The organism is Kocuria sp. CPCC 205263 (genome assembly GCF_040981075.1).
GTDB lineage: Bacteria > Actinomycetota > Actinomycetes > Actinomycetales > Micrococcaceae > Kocuria > Kocuria rosea.
The window spans coordinates 102,231-120,090 of the sequence record NZ_JAVKPV010000010.1; the positions used below are offsets into that span (position 1 = coordinate 102,231).

The 17,860-nt window shown below is 60.8% G+C and carries 12 protein-coding genes; 7 read left to right on the forward strand and 5 right to left on the reverse strand.

The window, feature by feature from the left end; genetic code table 11:
* The 5 genes from RF647_RS15245 to RF647_RS15265 form a co-directional block, all read right to left on the reverse strand.
* Entirely contained in the window at positions 1–3,288 is a 3,288-nt protein-coding gene (locus RF647_RS15245; RefSeq protein ID WP_368812458.1) for a DEAD/DEAH box helicase, read from the reverse strand.
* On the reverse strand, positions 3,281–3,928 hold the full coding sequence (locus RF647_RS15250) for a hypothetical protein (RefSeq protein ID WP_368812459.1): 648 nt from the start codon (positions 3,926–3,928) through the stop codon (positions 3,281–3,283). Before RF647_RS15250 ends, RF647_RS15245 begins: the two co-directional genes overlap by 8 nt.
* Before the next feature lie 355 nt (positions 3,929–4,283).
* Positions 4,284–4,523 carry a hypothetical protein gene (locus RF647_RS15255; protein ID WP_368812460.1) on the reverse strand — a complete coding sequence of 80 codons (240 nt, stop codon included), beginning with the start codon at positions 4,521–4,523 and terminating at the stop codon, positions 4,284–4,286.
* A 90-nt stretch (positions 4,524–4,613) separates the two neighbouring features.
* Positions 4,614–5,501 (reverse strand): DUF6602 domain-containing protein, encoded by an 888-nt coding sequence (locus tag RF647_RS15260; protein ID WP_368812461.1) that lies wholly within the window; start codon positions 5,499–5,501, stop codon positions 4,614–4,616.
* A 410-nt stretch (positions 5,502–5,911) separates the two neighbouring features.
* Positions 5,912–7,981, reverse strand: coding sequence for a DUF262 domain-containing protein (locus RF647_RS15265; protein WP_368812462.1), 2,070 nt, complete (start codon positions 7,979–7,981; stop codon positions 5,912–5,914).
* Between the two features lie 134 nt (positions 7,982–8,115).
* On the opposite strand from RF647_RS15265, the gene RF647_RS15270 reads away from it, so the two are divergent.
* The 7 genes from RF647_RS15270 to RF647_RS15300 all read left to right on the forward strand — a co-directional run bounded on the left by RF647_RS15270 (position 8,116) and on the right by RF647_RS15300 (position 17,489).
* Positions 8,116–8,448: an Lsr2 family protein gene (locus RF647_RS15270; RefSeq protein WP_368812463.1), complete on the forward strand. Its 333-nt coding sequence runs from the start codon at positions 8,116–8,118 to the stop codon at positions 8,446–8,448.
* 58 nt (positions 8,449–8,506) lie between these two features.
* Positions 8,507–9,325: a hypothetical protein gene (locus RF647_RS15275; protein WP_368812464.1), complete on the forward strand. Its 819-nt coding sequence runs from the start codon at positions 8,507–8,509 to the stop codon at positions 9,323–9,325.
* A gap of 78 nt (positions 9,326–9,403) precedes the next feature.
* Entirely contained in the window at positions 9,404–9,631 is a 228-nt protein-coding gene (locus RF647_RS15280; RefSeq protein WP_368812465.1) for a DUF2188 domain-containing protein, read from the forward strand.
* A 54-nt stretch (positions 9,632–9,685) separates the two neighbouring features.
* Positions 9,686–10,429 carry a hypothetical protein gene (locus RF647_RS15285; protein WP_368812466.1) on the forward strand — a complete coding sequence of 248 codons (744 nt, stop codon included), beginning with the start codon at positions 9,686–9,688 and terminating at the stop codon, positions 10,427–10,429.
* 393 nt (positions 10,430–10,822) lie between these two features.
* Entirely contained in the window at positions 10,823–11,152 is a 330-nt protein-coding gene (locus RF647_RS15290; protein ID WP_368812467.1) for an Lsr2 family protein, read from the forward strand.
* A 380-nt stretch (positions 11,153–11,532) separates the two neighbouring features.
* Positions 11,533–12,543, forward strand: a complete 1,011-nt coding sequence (locus RF647_RS15295; RefSeq protein WP_368812468.1) for an IS481 family transposase — start codon at positions 11,533–11,535, stop codon at positions 12,541–12,543.
* 149 nt (positions 12,544–12,692) lie between these two features.
* Entirely contained in the window at positions 12,693–17,489 is a 4,797-nt protein-coding gene (locus RF647_RS15300) for a DEAD/DEAH box helicase (RefSeq protein ID WP_368812469.1), read from the forward strand.
* Positions 17,490–17,860: the final 371 nt, after the last annotated feature.

Here is a 17,860-nt window from a genome sequence, read left to right on the forward strand (position 1 = left end):
TCAGTTACCTTCCATCAGCATCTCGTCGACCATTTTTTGCCGATCTTCCGGGGTCATTCGAGCGAGATCGCCGACCCTGAAGTGACCGGAGTCCTTGATCCACTTCTTCCGTTCATCAAGGCCTCCGGAGACGGCCTCGATGGTGATGCGGTGCAGGATCTCGTTGTGGCTCATTTCGAATATCTGTGCGGTCAGGATGTGCTGGAGGCGCTCATTCTGGGCGGGGAATAGTTCGGCCAGGCCGGTGTCGAGGCGGCGTACGAGCTCCATCAGGAACAGGCCTGCTGTGGAAAAAAGATCCGCGAACGTCTTGTCCGGGTCGCTGAAAATGCCCAAATTCTCCGCCTCGAGTGTGTCAACCATCATCTTTACAATCGGCTGCGGAGTGAAGACCAGCGACGTCTTTTGCTGCGGGATATAGGCGAATATGTTCTCGGTCTGTGAGTCGTCGAAGTAATCGGCCAGCGATTCTTTCTTGTCCAGGAATTCCTGGACGGCCTGGTCAAAGACCGTCTCGTCGAAAAGGCCCGGGATCCTTGTGACGGTGCCGTTTTCCTCGGTGACCTCCTGGCCGTCGCGCAGCAGACGGAACTCGGCCTCGCTGATGCCCGTGATCTCCTCGAACACGTCGTCGGGCGTGTAGTCGTCGAAGTTCGAGAGTCGGAGTCTGCGATCTCCGTATGCCATGAGGAACATGGGTATCGTACGGGCGAAGCCCCGCAGGTGGGACCGAGCGTCGTCCATCGTCTGGTCTGCGCGCTTCTGCACCTTTTTGGTTTCTTCGAGGGTGACCACTTCGGGGACGATTTCCTTCATCGTCTTGTCGACGATGGCCATGACGTTTGCCTTGAACGTCTCGTCTTGCTCGGCCTTCTTGGCCTCAACAGCCTGGGCCTCAGCATCTGTGGCCGCGTTCTTCAGCTCGTCCTCGAGGTGCTTGCTTGCGATGTTGCGCTCGGTGTACGCGCGCTCGATTTGATCCTTCACGGCCTGCTCGGTGCGCTTGATGTCACGCTGGACCTGGGTGTCGGTGAGCCCGTAGACCTTCGTTAACTCTTCGCGCTTGGAGCGGGTCTGCTCGGTCACTGCCTTGGCGATCGCTGTCGCTCTCGTGGACGCCGGGGCGTCGGGCTCGGGGGTAGGGATGTCCTCGATGCTGTAGATGGGTTGGCCGAGCTCGGAGACCTTGGGGTTGATAACGGTCTCCACGTCGACCTGGACGCTGCCGTCGGGGTCAGTGACGGGCGGCGGCTGCGGAATCTCGATAGGTTCCCCGGTCTTGACCTTGCCCTGCTTCGCGGTAGGCAGCTTGTCCAGGATTTCCTTGATGTGCTCGGAGTACCGGAAGATGCCGGCGACGTTCACAAACAGCAGGTTCGACAAGAAGCCGCGGCGCACGACCTCGCGGGCCTTGAATACCTTCGGGAACGTTAGGACCTGGGAGGCGTCAAGCTCGATCATCCGACCCTCAGCGTCTTCACCCAGCACCGGGAAGAAGTTCAGCAGCCGGCCGATGTTGTCCCGCCGCACCCCCTGGTCGCCCGAGGGGTTCGGGTGCAGGTTGTTGGCAAAGGCATCGAAGATCGTCAGCGTACGCTCGGGCGCGAAGTCGAAGATGTATGCGTTCTGCTTCTGGAAGACCTGCCCGCCGCGCTCGAACGTGCAGGGGTTCTGTGCCCGGAACGCCGCCTGCATGTACTGGGCCGGGGAGGACAGGTTCGACAACATGATGACCGCGGTCCACTCCGGCACTGTGACACCTGTGGTTAGCTGCCCGACAGACAACGTGATGGTCTTGCCGTCCGACTTCTCCGCCTCGGTGATGGCCGTGCGTACCTTGTCGAGGGACTTGCCTGCTGCGACCGGGTCCGACTCGTTAGAGCGTCCGTCGCCGGCTGCCAGAATGATGGTGTATTCCTTGAAGACGTCGTGCTTTTTGAGAATCTTCTCCAAAGCTTTAGCCGAGGCGACGCGGTTGAGCAACCAGAAGGAGTGGCGAATCTCATCGCGCAGCTCGGGGGTGGAGAACGGGTACTTCTCATTGGCCGCGAGGCAGTCGAGGAACTTAATGACCTCAGGCTCATGCTCAAAGAAGCCGTTGTCTTTCGTCGCGAAGAACTCATTGAGGTCGAAGGTGTAGTCGATGTTCGCCTCGTCCTCATCGATGGCGACACCCTCGGCCAGACGATCCGTGATCATCCTCGAGATCTGGTAGGTCAGCAGGTTGAGCTTCGGTAACGCCGCGTACGGGTTCTCCTGGCCGTCATTGGTCCAGTTCTGACGGGCGGTCTGCTCATCCTCGTAGGTCCAGTTGAAGATCTGGTCCTGGTCGAACTTGCCTGACGCCAGCGCCTTGAACGGCGTGCCCGACAGGTGCAGGGTCCATTTGCGCTTGATCTGGTCGAACGCAACGTCGGTCTTGGTGGTGTCAATGCCCTCATGGGCCTCATCAATTACCAGCAAGTCCCACTTAAACCCGGCAACGTGCTTGAGCTTGTCGTACGAGCCGCCGAAGTACTGCGACCCTTTGAGGTCCTGCAGGGAAACGAACTCCACGATGCGCGGGTCATCCTCCATGTGGTTCCGGGAGAAGGTCCGCCACTGCTTTCGAGTCATGGGTACGCGGCCGGCCAGCGAGGGCGACTCTGAGACGAAGCGGAACGTCGTCTGGTGGCCGATGAAGCGGGTGAAATCGTCGAACCAGGAGTTCGCAATCGCGGGACGGTTAGTGACAACCAGCACCCTGACGACGTCAAGTGTCCGCATGAGGTCATACGTCGTCAGCGTCTTACCGAAGCGTGGCTTGGCGTTCCAAAGCACCTCCTCCTTGCCGGACATAAAGGCAACCACGGCCTGGTCAACGGCCGCCTGCTGCTCAGGGCGCAAGATGTAATCATCCTCGTGGCCGCTGATCGGGATATCGGGGAAGTCCTGGCCAGCAAAGTCGTTGAAGTAGTCCACCGACCCCTTCGGCGCAGGGTCGAAGTGGTGCCACTCGGTGCGCTTGGGCTCAGTCTCGCGCTTGACGCCTTGCTGCTGAAGATAGCCATGGAAGTCCTTGTCCGTGAAGCGCCCACCGGCTTCAGAGGTGAACAAGGCTCGGCGCGACCACAGCAGCTTCTTCTCCACCGACAACTGGGATGCCTGCTGTGCAACACGGACCATGGCGCTCCCCTGCTCCGTGTACCCGATTTTCTCCCAGCCGACGTACTTGGGAATATCCGGCGTCGTCCACGAATAGACCAGCGGAGTGATTTCGCGGAACGTGCTGATCTTCGGACTAGGCATCGGCCCTCACTTCCTCGTGGACCTTGTCGATCCGGCACATCTGATAGTTGTCGTAGATGGTGAAATCGAGGGCACCGTTATCGCGCAACGAGACGAGCGTGAACGGCTCACGCTGCACCATGCCCGCCGCTCCCTCGATCCGGTTCCACCACGAAAACTGAATGTACTGCCCCTTAGGGGTCAGACCGGTCAGGGTGTTGCCGCGAACGATGTTCGTGTCGATGAGAAACACCGCCGCCCGGCGCAGGTCCGTTTCTGGACCGCAGGGAATGCCGTGGGCCTGGTGGAACCCCAGAAACTCGGCGATCATGATCGCCTTCGCGTCCTGGTGGTTATCCTCCAGCAACTCGATGCCATAGATCGAGGCCAGGGCGAACAGTGACTCCTCCGGCCACTCCTCTACGGGGTACCGCTCCTCGATCGCGTGGAGCTTGCGACGGAGGATCGCTACGAGGAAGTTACCGTCGCCCGCTGCAGGCTCAAGGAAGGTCTTGTCGACGAAGTCGCGGCCGGTCTCCAACTCCTCGCGGACCAAGTCAAGCATCCGGTTGACCATGTGACTCGGAGTGAAAACCTCACCGTAGCTCTTGACACGATGGCGCGACTTCACGACCAGCTCCTCGACAATCGTCTCTGTCACCGTAACTAGTGCCCCCTACGCAGCAAATTAAAAGCAACAGAACCCGTCGCGACGGGGTCGCCGGACGACTTGTCGACCAAGTCAGCGGACCGGTCATCTCGTGATGACGACACATACACTCCAATTTCTGCAAGCCGAAGCTTCCGGCGATGATCGGCTGAGGAACCAACCGGAAGGCGTTGTAAGCACAAAGCCAACTCTGGACTAACATTACCCGCGAAATTTCGGGCCCATCCCTACCGGCCCATGCCCTTCTGCGAGGCCTTCGTCTGGCCGCTGGCGCCGTGGGTCTGGCGGGCCTTCGGGTCACGCCCTGGGCTTTGAAGACGGCGGCGGTGGGCAGGCTGGCCTGATCCTAGGCGACCCTAAAGCGTGCCTGCACGGCCTCGCCGTCGGATAGATTTTCAAAGCTGGCCGCGAACTCTTGGGGACGCTCGGCCGAGTCGTACTTGTGGTCAGCCTCTTCGGCCAGCGCCTCGGGGTGCTGGTTCTTTTCGTCTGCGTCCTGCTGGCGGTCCCGGTCTTCCCAACTGGCCTCGGCCATCAACTGCACAGCCTCGGCGGTCTCGTCCCGGCCAGTACGGCGTTTCTGCACAAAGCGCTATTCGCCTGGTCGAATGCGGCGAGCCGGCCGCACATGTCTTCCGTCATCTCGACATGTCCCTATTAATTGGTGTTTAATTTGCTATGCGCTTTCAAGTAGTCTTTTGCTTTTCAATAGGAACAAAAGGTGGGCAATTTCCTTTTTCAGCGCTTTCTTTTGCACGCGCTCCATGTTGATATATTTTCGATCCTCAAATTTTATAGGAATGGAACCCAGAAGCTTGGACCCTGATCTTGGAGTGAGTCCAAAAGTTGGCCTTTCAGATCTCACAGCATCACGCTCTGCTAAAACCTTTTCTATCCCATGGAGTACCGCCATGGCCCGAGTGCTGCGCTTTATACCACTACCCCCAAACCATCTATAATCCACGCTTTTTCTCACCTTGGGGGAGTTCTCTTTTTTACTAGTTTTCTTGATCAAAAATTCTTCTAGAACAACTACTGCGTCTATAAGTTCATTAGAACAATAGCCCTGAGCTCGATCCGGGTAACCACGCTGAATTGCCCCGAATACTCTTTGAATAAAACTTTCCATTGATTTATTGGTGCCCGCCCTGCGCTCACTGTCGATACCAACCAGAGCCAAGTATGGCCGTGGCAGACTGAATCCTCCACAAATTTCGCCAATGTGCCCCAAGCTTTTTGATTCATGCGCAACTTCCTTGATTCGCAGTACCTTCTTAATTGAGATAGCTGCAATTACGGCTTCTTTAGGTACAATTACGGCGTCCCCATACTTTATATATGGCGCATACCCCAAACGGTCATACACTAGTATGTCCACCTGATAGCTATGCAAATTCCTATCTATGTCGAGCACGAACCCTGTGCCCACTTCTACGGCAGAGGGAAGGTTAGCTCGCAAAAATTCTGCAAATATATGCTCAACATACCGCCCCTCTTCCCCCGCATGTTTTGAACCGCGATCCGACGGCAACATTATTCTGAACATGTCGACGGAATTAATCATGGAATCAGCTGCATTATTTATTACAACATCAAACCTACTCACAATAACCTACCCTCAATTCTCCCAAATTGATTTGGGATGTCGTTATGCAAATACCAAATCGTGCTTAGTGTTTCTGTTTTCTGCTATACAGTAGTTGAAGTCACGGTTGCCGAACGGTCAGGAAAAGTCCGGCCTTCGTCTCCGCGGGGCGCTTGATTAGTATTTGACCTAGCAGATTGCTACCCTTAGGCATTTGAGCGTTCCATCTCTTTTACGAAAGTGACGCGAGCTGCCTGTTCTGAGCCTCGGCAGTGGATTTTCAGTAGGTTTTTTGGTCGGTGCGTTTTGGAAACGGACTTCACTTCGACTTACGAGAACCGCAGCCAGGACTGCTTCACGTTAAATTGACTCGATGCAAAAATCATTAATCAGGACGCATACTTGGGTCTTGTGTCCGGGAATTTTTCATCCTCGGGTTCCGACACGAGCAAGACCAGGTCTGCGGGGAATAATCGTTGGTCGACGCTGGCGCGTCCCAAAGTGTCGAAAACGACGCCTTCTTGTTGGAGCAATTCAGCCGGCTCGTCCGTCTGCCCACCGGTGGACCACTTGAAGTTGGCTGCGGGGCGAGCGTCCGAGGTCAGCACGCGATGAGAGTGAGGGACCGGGAAGTCGCGCAATCTATTGCCGATGGGCTGGGCTGCGGTTCCCAATGCCTTCGCGAGATCCCCGTACGTGGTCCACCGTCCTGCCGGAACTTCAGCCAACATCCGGTCGAGCCGCGACCACAGATCATCCGGCCCCTCGTCCCGAACACCGGGGTTTGGGCCAGGCCACGCCTCACAGATCATTTCCGCCATTTCATCGGCACGCGCGTGGATCTGCTCCGGACCCCACTCCTGCTTCGCGGAGATGAACTGGTTCATGCGCAGTCCGCTCCGGCCCAGCTCGGCTCGCTTATCCTCGAACAGCCGATTACTCATGTTGGAGTTGTAACCACTGAGTGTCAGATTGCCGAGAGTGTGCACAAGGCTCTGGTGAATCTCATCGACAGCTGCAACATCGCCTGTGGCCTCCAGCACCTGCCGCCACCCGCCCGACAGGGTCTGGGGGAGCACATGTTCGATGGTTAGCTTCGCAGGATCCACCGGTTCACGGCTCCCGTAGAGCTCCTCGAGCCAGAGGAGGATGAGCTTGCGCTGATTGGCACGGCCCTGCCGGTAGAACGGCATGTCGTGTACGGCTCGAGCGATCTCCTTGTCGGAGGCGAAGTAACGCTGGCCCCGGGAGAAGTAGTCCCGCACCTCGTCAACCACATCGGCGCCGCCGGGGATCTCGGCCACTGCCTGAGCGAACAACCGGTTCAAACCCGCCGAGGGGCGCCCGATCAGGACCCGACGGACCAGCATGGATTCAATCACCATTAGGGCTTCGGTCAAGGTTTCGTCGTCGAAATGGCCCTCGGCGCGTTTCGTCAGTAGGTGCAACAGTAGCGGCGCGGCGGTGGCCGAGCCCCAGTCCATGAGCCGCTGGAGACGAGCTCTGACCGCTGCGGACTTTTCCTCGTCAGGGTGGCTGATCAACCGGTACAGACGCGCCAACCCGAGCAGACGAGTCACCTCCCTCGCGATCTCCTCCTCAGAGGCGAACTGTTCGAAGCGCTTCCTCTGCTCCTGGTAGGTGTCACCGATGGTGATCTTCGGATTGCGCTGCACGATGTCCAACCAGAACAGGGCGTCCATTTCCTCACGAGTCAATAAGTCCTGGAGAGGTTTCCACGTGGATCGATAGACCTCCTCACCCAGAGTGGGGAGCCGCATGAAGATGTGGTTGCGCAGCAGGTCACCCTGCGACAGCTTCAGACCCGTGTTGTTGAGGGACTCGAAGATGCGGTGCACATTGTCGGACTCCGACGTGCTGATCGAGACGAGCGACAAGCCACTCGTCACGGCGTTCTCCACCGCGGGAATGTCGACGTCCTCGTTCAGTAACGCAGCGCGGAAGAAACGATAGGCTTCCCCGACAGCGTCCTCCCCATCGGCGCCGGGCACTCCGTCGATGACGTCGATGTAGGACTGTCGGTCGGCCTGAGTGGGAACCAGCTTGATGCGGTGCGGATCGTCGGCGTACTGGTTGACTAGGAACTGGTGCATGATCCGGTTCGCCCCACGTCGGTCGTCGGGATCCATCAACAGGATGTGGTCATGGATGGCAGCCAACAGAATCGTCAGTGTGGTCAACCGCTGCTGACCATCGACGACCAAGTGCTTCGTCACACCCCCGGCCACGTTGCCCGGATACGGAGCGAGCACGAGAGACCCGATGAAATGCGTGCTCCCTAGCTGTTCCTTTCGGTCCTCGGCCAGTTGAGCGATGTCCTGCCACAGCACCGACCACTGCTTCCTGCTCCACTGGTAGGGCCGCTGGTAGAGCGGAACCATGTACTGCTTCTCGCCTTCGAGAATGCGCTGAAGGGACGTTTCCTGAGCGGCAACCATGGTCTATCTATACCTTGCCGACCTGGTCAAACCCGCACCAGACGGGCCACTAGGATCGGAAAGTCTGAGTGTCAACAACCTCTGCCAGTCTTAGACCTAGCCCTTTGCCCAGGGACCGGAAGGAACCACCACCCATGGCCCAAAACGTCGTACTCCAACTCAAGGACGACATCGACGGCAGCCCCGCCGACGAGACCCTCACCTTCGCTTTGGACGGGCGCGACTATGAGATCGACCTCTCAGCAGCCAACGCCAAAAAACTGCGGCAAGCGTTACGCCCGTTCATTGCAGGAAGTCGTCCAATCCCCAGCAGGTCAACCAAGACAGGCCCCCATCGTTCGGCGATCCGATGGAACCCGGACACACCCAAAATCCGAAAGTGGGCTCAAGCCAACGGGCACGACGTCTCCGACCGCGGGCGGATTCCACGAGACATTCAGAATGCTTATTACGCCGCCGCTAAGTAAGTCGTATCTCACGCGTCGGTTGGGCAGAGGTTTCTGAAACAGAGACATAATTGCATTCGTGAATCCTTTGATTGATCTCATCGCACCGTTGCTTGCTGCTGCCGCCTCGGTCGCAGGCATCCCCATGGCCTTGAGCCAGCTCGCTCTGGGCGCGCGACTACGGCGCCAGGCCGCTTACTGGCGGGAGGAAGCAGAGTCCCACTCGCCCACCTTCGACCGATCGGTAGCTCAAAGCCTCCAGCGTGAGACCACCGCGAAACTGTTGGCGCTACACGCCGTCCCCGGCCGACAGCTCTTACTCGCGGCCTTGGTCATCTTCCTCAGCCTCGGCTGGGCCGCAACAACGGCGTCCTACCTCGGGGCCATTCCGACCGACGCGCCGATCCGGGAAGCACTCACCGCAGAGAATCGCGGTGTCACCGCCGCAGGGCTCGGGATGCTGGTGCTTGTCTTCTACGGCATCATGCGCTGGTCCAATTCGATCCATGAGCGGCGCCGGATTGCCCAGGCATATCTCGACGGGCAGCCCCTGGTCGCAAAAAGCGTGGACGGTTTTACCGGCCGACAAACGGTCCACGAGATCGGATGGCAAGGCGTGGCCGTGCTGCTCTCGCTCGGGGTTGGCCTGTGGTGCCTGAGCGTGTTCATCGGCTTCGCCCAGGGCTTCAGCACCCGAGGAGTAACGGAAGGGCCACCCTGGTTCAGCTGGCTGCTGTCCAGCGGAGTATTCTGTTTGATCTGCTGCGCTGTTCTGGGCCCCTCCTGCTTCGCACGTGCCGCCTGGGAGCACCCGCACCCCCGCCCTTCGCAGGAAAAGGAGGGCGACGGAAGCAACCCCTGCGCCGACGTTCAATCGGTGGTGGCATCACAGAGCTAGTTAGGCCGTCGGACCTCTTGGGTAGATTCGATTACATAGGGACAGCACTCCGTTACTGATACTCGAAAGGGGAATGGCATGGCTCGTAAGCCCAGCGTTACGACGTACACCGAGGACGGCGTGTGGAAGAACAAGGTCGAGGGGAACAGCCGCGCGAGCAATGTGTCGGCCACGAAGGCGGAGGCCCAGCGAACCGGGCGGCAGATGGCCGTGGACCGGGGTGCTGAGCACGTCATCAAGAACAAGGACGGTCGCATCGGAGAGAAGAACTCCTACGGCAATGACCCGCACCCGCCGAAGGGCTGAAGCCGGTCATGACTGTTGTGCTGCGCTTCGAGCCGAGAAAGTAGGCCCTCACCCATGGTGATGTTCGAGCCTCAGCGTGACGCCCCACGGGCGTACGTCGCTTTACCCGTCCGGCCCGAGGATGCGGTTCTCCCGGCCCTGAAGTGGGCCTTTAACCAAAGTGAGACCCCAGCTTGGGAATCCATTGGATTGCGGGTTCCGCAGCGCGGTTACATCCGGGACGTCCCCCCGCTCCAGGAGCTGGAGAAGCGCGGCGTGCGCATCAGCGCTGACCGCCACACCAGTAGCAATCAAAGCCCCAGAGGGCCGTTGATTGTGTACTGCCCCAACATGGAGTCCTTGGCCGCGGCCGAGGATCTCCGTGGCGCCTCCGCCATCGTGGCGATCTCCACCAATAACGAATGGCTCCAGCCCTGGGTGGACGCTTACCATCCGGAACACCTGGGTGGAGACGTTATCCCTCCGGCCAACCCCACTGTCCGCGAACCCGTCGTCTGGGAGGCCCTGGAGGCCTTCACCGGCAGCATTAACAGCAGCACGGGACTGGGGCACCCCAGCGACTTCGACCTCGTGCTAGACGGACTGCAGCAACTCCGACAGCATGGCCATGCCTTCACCGCGGACGAACTGCTAGCCGGAGCCCTGAAGCTGAACTGGCGTGGCAGCTCCGCCCTGGAACTCCACCAGCTCGCCTCCGAGATACTCGCCGGCAAGAACAAGCGCTACAGGAACCGCTCCCGGGTCTCCAATCCACGCCTACTGCGCCTTTGGGAGGAACAAGCCGCCGGGAAGCGGTGACAACCAGCGGGATGACTCGGCAAGGTCGACTTGTCTATGGCGATTTCAAACTCGATCGAACTTTCAATTCCTACCGAGGCCGCCGCTCGTTTCCAACAGCAGGGAACGCTCACTGTCCGGCGTGTCCGTCTATACCGGTGGCCCGACGCATGCGTCGGGCCACCGGTATATCTGTAAGTGATGTCCATGTGGGCGCGCCCGCTGCTTCCGAAGGCAATTAAATAATTATGGACCTTTGTCGGTAGGGTGAGTCGGTGCGTGAAAGCGCTCATTCCAATCGGTGGCACTTCGACTTACCCCAATGCCTTATGGGAAAGTGAACCGACGCTGGCGTTCCAAACAGTGAGCGTATTCTGGCGGAAGACAGAACGAGATCAAGGGAAAGGTGTTGTGATGGCCCAGAGCGTGCAGATCATTTTGGAGGACGACCTCGAGGGTGGTCCTGCCGAGGAGACCGTCCAGTTCGGACTGGACGGCCGGCAGTACGAGATCGACCTCTCCACCGCGAACGCGGAGAAGCTGCGGGAGGCCCTGCGCCCCTACGCCGCCGCCGGCCGGCGGGCCCAGTCCAAGTCCGTCCGAACCACCGGGCCCCGTTCCTCCACGGGCGGGAACTCGGAGACGGCGAAGATCCGGGCCTGGGCGAAGGAGAACGGCTACGAGGTCTCGGACCGCGGCCGGATCCACCAGTCCGTCAAGGACGCCTACTACGCCGCTCAGTAGGACCCCACTCCCCCACCCGAACACGCCCTCGGGCCTGCCCGGGGTGACCCGGGATATCGGGGGCTCGTGCCGGCGGCCGCGGCATCGCCATGGAAACGCCTCGGGGCAGGGCTCGAGCACGGACGCCGTCACCTTGGCTTATTCCTCGCGGTGAGTAGCCGGTGACGTGCTTACGGTCCGTTCCCCGGCACGGTGCCGCCGGGACGCCCCGCGTCCGGCCTGGACAACGCTGGTAGCCCCTTTGGCCCCCGACCACATATCCCGCTAGGTGTTGTGGGTCATGAGGTTCTTGTCGCGGGTGCGTCGATGAGATGAGGAACGGGCTCCTCGCCACAGGATGGAAGTTCCTACACCGTCCGTCCGCGCGAGAGAGCCCGTTCATGACCCACGTTAATGCACCCCTGACCCCGACCGGCCGGCTGCGCATGGTGTTGCGCCACCTCGAGGACGGGATCCCGAAGGCCCACGTGGCCGCCGAGTTCCGCGTCAGTCGGCCCACGGTGGCGACCTGGGTGGCCCGCTACCTCGAGTCCGGTGAAGCCGGGCTCACCGACCGGCCCTCGACCCCGCGGCGCAGCAGCACCCGCACCCCGGCGACGGTCGTGGAGCTCATTGAGCGCCTCCGCCGGGGCCGCAAGTGGTCAGCCAGGCGCATCCACCGTCACCTGGTCGACCGCGCGATCACGATCAGTCTGCGCACCGTCGGCCGGTGGCTGGCTCGACTGGGGATCTCCCGGCTGCGCGATCTCGCCTGCGACGGGGAGAACCTGCGGCACCCACCGCGGCGGATCCGCGCCGCCTGGCCCGGGCACATGGTGCACCTCGATGTGAAGAAGGTCGGGCGCATCCCCGACGGCGGCGGCTGGCGGGTCCACGGCCGCGGCACTACGGCCGCGAAGCAGTCCAAGCGCGGGCCCGGGGCGAGGGTCGGCTACACCTACCTGCACTCGGCCGTGGACGGCTTCTCCCGGTTGGCCTACACCGAAGCTCTCGCCGACGAGACCGCCGCGACGACGATTGGGTTCCTGTGCCGGGCCCGGGTGTTCTTCGCCGCCCACGGCATCCACCGGCTGCACCGGGTGGTCACCGACAACGGCGCGAACTACCGCGCCAAGGCCTTCCGGCGCACCGTGCTCTCGCTGGCGGCCCGGCACCAGCGGATCCGCCCGTACACGCCCAAGCACAACGGGAAGGTCGAGCGGTTCAACCGGCTGCTGGCTGACGAGGTCCTCTACACCCGCCCCTACGCCAGTGAGCAGGCACGCCGGGACGCGATCGGGACCTGGGTGAACCACTACAACTACCATCGGCCTCATACCGCCTGTGGCGATCAGCCCCCGGCCTCACGCGCCCCGGCCCGAGTCAATAACGTCATGCCCTCTTACAGCTAGTTCGCATTCTGCTTCACGGGGTCAGGAGGAATTTCACTATCCCATGGCAAAGCCGAGACAGGCCCCCCTTCTCGTGTGTCGCCTCCTGACATGGCTCTTTACTGACCGGTACGCTCAGTGCAGGTGCAAATACATGTAAAGGGGCCAATATGACTGCCACGCTGCCGGAGATCCTCACGACCTACCGTGAGGAGGCCACGAACGAACGACACAAGGGCTTCCGGTTCGAGCAGCTGATGGCCAAGTTCTTCCGGCTGGACGGCTACTACGCCCGGGAGTTCACCGACGTCTGGCTCTGGTCGGACTGGCCCGGCCGCGGCAACCGCAAGGACTCCGGGATCGACCTGGTGGCCCAGCGAGCTGAGGACGGGTCGCTGGTGGCCATTCAATGCAAGTTCTACGACTCGACTCGCCGAGTCTCCAAGGGTGACATCGACTCGTTCCTGGCAGCGGCGGCGTCCAGCGAGTTCGGCTCGGCCATGATCGTGTCCACGGGGGCGGCATATGGCCCTCAGGCCGAGGAGTCGCTGAAGCACTTCGGCAAGCCGATCACCCGCATTGGCACCACGGAACTGAGCAACTCCAACGTCGACTGGGACCTTGCCTACCCGGACGGGGAGATCAGCATCGACCTGGAGCTGGGGGCCAAGTTCGCCCCCCGGCCCCATCAGCGCAAGGCCATCGACGACGTCAAGCGCGGGTTCCAGTCCGACAACCGGGGCAAGCTCATCATGGCCTGCGGCACCGGCAAGACCTTCACCTCATTGCGACTGACGGAAGAGCTGGCGGAGGAACACCTGGCCGTCCACAACAGTCCCTTCCGGGTGCTGTTCATGGTGCCCTCCATCGCCCTGCTGTCCCAGTCCCTGCGGGAGTGGACCGCCCAGGGCATGAAGGTGATGGACGCCTTCGCGGTCTGCTCGGACTACACGGCCTCGCGGATCGGGGACACGACTGAGGACATCACCTCGATGGACCTCCTGCGGCCGGCGACGACGGATCCTGCGCTGCTGGTCAAGCAGATGGAGGGTTCGGCGTCGGCCAATGCCGAGGTGACGGTGGTGTTCTCCACCTACCAGTCCCTGCCGGTGATCACCCGAGCCCAGGAACAAGGGCTGGAGGACTTTAACCTCATCATCTGCGACGAGGCGCACCGCACCACCGGCGCAACCCTTCAAGGTGAGAAGGAGTCGAACTTTGTCCGGGTGCACCAGGACGAGCACGTCGCCGCCGCCAAGCGGCTGTACATGACGGCCACCCCCCGGATCTTCTCGGACAAGGCCAAAAAGAAGGCCGACGAGAACTCGGTAGTCGTCGCCGACATGAGCAACGAGGACCTCTACGGCCCGGAGTTCCACCGCTTGGGCTTCGGGCAGGCGGTCGACCAGCAGCTGTTGACCGACTACAAGGTCATGATCCTGCACGTGGACGAGGAGCGGCTGGCCCTCCCGGCCCTCGAGACAGACGCGGAGGGCGTCAAGCTCGACGACGCCGCCAAGATCATCGGGTGCTGGAACGGGCTCGCTAAGCGCACCGCCGAAGGCAGCTTCCCGGAAGGTGCTCCCCCGATGCACCGCGCGGTGGCCTTCGCCCGGGACATCAAGTCCTCCAAGGCCCTGGAGCGGACCTTCGCCCAGATTGTCGAACGGATCGAAGGCGCGGCCGGCACCAATCATTTGACCTGCGCCGTCCGCCACGTGGACGGCACCATGGACGCGATGGCGCGCAACAGCGAGCTGGACTGGCTGAAGTCCCCTGTTGCGGAGAACGAGTGCCGGATCCTCACCAACGCCCGCTGTCTCTCCGAGGGCGTCGACGTGCCGAGCCTGGACGCGGTGCTCTTCCTCGCCCCGCGCGGCTCTGTCGTGGACGTCATCCAGTCGGTGGGCCGGGTGATGCGCCGCAACGACGACCCGACAACGGGTGAGTCGCTCAAGGACTTCGGCTACGTGATTCTCCCGGTGGCCATTCCTCCGGGGACGACACCGGATGAGGCGATGAAGACCAACGCCTTCAAGGTGGTCTGGGAAGTGCTCAACGCTCTGCGCTCTCACGACGAGCGGATGGACGCCATCGTCGAGTCGCTGCGCTCCGGCCATGACCCCGAGGGCAAGATCATCATCGACGACGGCAACCCAGACGGGAACGACGACGAGAGGGTCGACAAGCCGAAGCTCGATGCCGAGCAACTGGCGCTTTTCAACCTCCAGTACAAGGACTCGATCCTCGCCAAGATCGTCGAGAACGTCGGCAACCGCGAGTACTGGGAGGACTGGGCCAAGAACATCGCCGACATCGCCGAGACCCAGCGCTTCCGTCTGCGCCGCATGATCGACGCCGCCGACGAGTCCACCCGCCAGGAGTGGGACACCTTCGTCCAAGCCCTCCGGAACAACCTCAACGACTCGATTAGCGACGACGACGCCATCAGCATGCTCTCCCAGCACCTGCTGACCGCCCCGGTCTTCAATGCCCTGTTCAAGGACTACGAGTTCGCCGAGCACAACCCCGTCGCCCAGGCCATGAACACGGTGCTGGCTACTCTGGATAGTCGGGGACTCAAAGCCGAGATGGGCGACCTGGACGGTTTCTACCACTCGGTGCGTCTGCGGGCCTCTGAGGTGGAGAAGCCCGAGGAAAAGCAGAAGGTCATCCAGGACCTCTACGAGCGGTTCTTCAAGCTGGCCTTCGCCCGCCAAGCGGAATCCCTCGGCATCGTCTACACCCCGACCGAAGTCGTGGACTTCATCCTCCGCGCCGCCGACGACGTGCTGAAGCAGGAGTTCGGGCGCGGTCTCACCGATGAACAAGTGCATGTGCTGGACCCTTTCACCGGCACCGGCACGTTTATCGTCCGTTTGCTGGAGTCCGGAATCATCACCCAGCACGACTTGGCGCGGAAGTACGCCCACGAGCTGCACGCCAACGAGATCATGTTGCTGGCCTACTACATCGCCGCGGTCAACATCGAAGCGACCTATCACGGCATCGTCGGCGGCGACTACGCCCCCTTCGAGGGCATTGTGCTCACCGACACCTTCCAGATGACCGAACACGGGGACACCCTCGACACCAAGATTTTCACTGGCAACAACGACCGTGCCGTGGCGCAGCTGGATGCCCCGATCACCGTGGTGGTCGGCAACCCGCCTTATTCGGTCGGCCAGGCCAGCGCCAATGACAACAACGCCAACATCAAGTACCCGGCCCTGGACGCAGCGATCGAGCGCACCTACGTCGCTCAGTCCACGGGGACGAACAAGAACAGCCTCTACGACTCCTACATCCGCGCCATCCGGTGGGCCACCGATCGCATCGGGGACTCCGGAGTCCTCACATACGTCTCCAACGGCGGCTGGATCAGTGGCAACACGGCCGACGGGCTCCGGCTGTCACTGGCCAAAGAGTTTTCGAGCCTCTACGTCTTCAATTTGCGGGGAAATGCCCGAACATCCGGCGAGCAAAGGCGAAAAGAAAAGGACAATATATTTGGCCAGGGCGGACGCACCACCATTGCCATTCTGATTGCTGTAAAGAATCCCGACCACACTGGCCCCTGCCGTATCTGCTACCACGACATCGGGGATTATCTCACCCGCGAGGAAAAGCTAAAAATCATCGACCATGCCACCCTTAAGAACATTGAGTGGCAGGCCATCGAGCCCAACGAGGCCGGCGACTGGACCAATCAACGCAACAACGGTTTCATGGCCTATCCCGCCATTGGAGACAAAAAGAACAAGACCGGATCCATCACTGTCTTTCAGACGTACAGCCGGGGGCTTGCGACTGCACGTGACGCGTGGTGTTACAACTACTCCGGCGCTGCAGTCGAGGCAAACATGCGTCGCATGATCGATACCTACAACGACCAGGTCGACCTCGTCACTAGCGGATCTATCGACGTCGACCAAATAGACAACGATTCCTCCCATATCAGCTGGAACCGAGGTCTGCGGAATGATCTATCGCGCAACAAAAACCATCATTTCAACTCCGAGCGGGTTTATAGGGGGACATACCGCCCCTTCACCCGCCAGTACGTCTACTTCGACCGAACCATGAACGATATGGTCTACCAACTTGACGGGCTATTTCCCACTCCAAACCACAGAAACGTTGGATTTTACAACGTAGGAGTAGGGTCTGCTGTCCCATTCTCGGCCATCATGATCGATGGGCTCCCCGATTTACATGTAACGGGGGCGGGCAGCGGCGGGCAATTCTTTCCTCGCTGGACTTACGAAAAAGTGCAGGCTCCTTCAGAAGGCCAGTTTGACCTTCCCGCCGAGGCCGCCTCCGACATAAACGAGTTTGGATATCGCCGGATTGACAACATCACTGACGAGATTCTCGCCAAGCACCGGGCCAAGCATGGGGACGAGGTGACGAAGGACGATGTTTTCTACCACGTCTACGGCTTGTTGCATTCCCCAAACTATCGGACGGAGTTCGCATCAGACCTCACCAAGATGTTGCCGCGGATTCCTTTGGTCGAGTCGTCGGAGGACTATCGGGCGTTCGTTGCCGCTGGTCAAGAGCTTGCGGACCTTCATCTTCACTATGAGGAGCTGGAGCCTTACCCGCTGGGTGAGGAGGTTGCCGCGGTAGCACCCTCGGATCCTTATGAGCTGAACCGAGTCACCAAGATGAAGTGGAAGGACCGGCAGTCTAAGACCGCCCTGGTCTACAACTCCTGGCTCACGCTTACCGGGTTCCCAAAGGAAGTTCATCAGTACATGCTGGGGAGTCGATCCGGGGTGGAGTGGCTAATCGACCGGTACCAGGTGAAGACCGACCCAAAGTCGGGGATCACCAATGACCCCAATGACTGGTCGCTCGAGCACCACGATCCCACCTACATCCGGGACCTCGTGGGGCGCATCGTGACCCTGTCCGTGGAGACCATGGCCATCGTCAAGACCTTGCCGACCCTGACCTTCTGAGCCGAACACCGCGTTTCACGTATTGAGGAGTTGTCCATGGGATCACTGGCTACCGGCGGTGGCTCGGGAGCTGTTGCCGCCTCCGCCCATGCGGGATGCGCGCGGTTCCGGGCTACGGATCCGATGCTGACCGGCCGCAGCCGGCGGGCCCTAGCTGAGCAGTTGGGTCACCCGGACACGACCGCCGGCATCCCCGAGGCACGGTGGATGCGGGCCATGACCTTCGAGCGTCTCCTGCGCAACGCGTCGAATGTCTCGCGTCTGGTGACCAGTGCCCACGGGCGCGTGGGGCTGCCTAGGTGTGATGTCCAGGGAGGTTGGTCAGTCGGGTGACCGGTGGCCGGCCTCCGAGGGCGGAGTGGGCTCGGTGG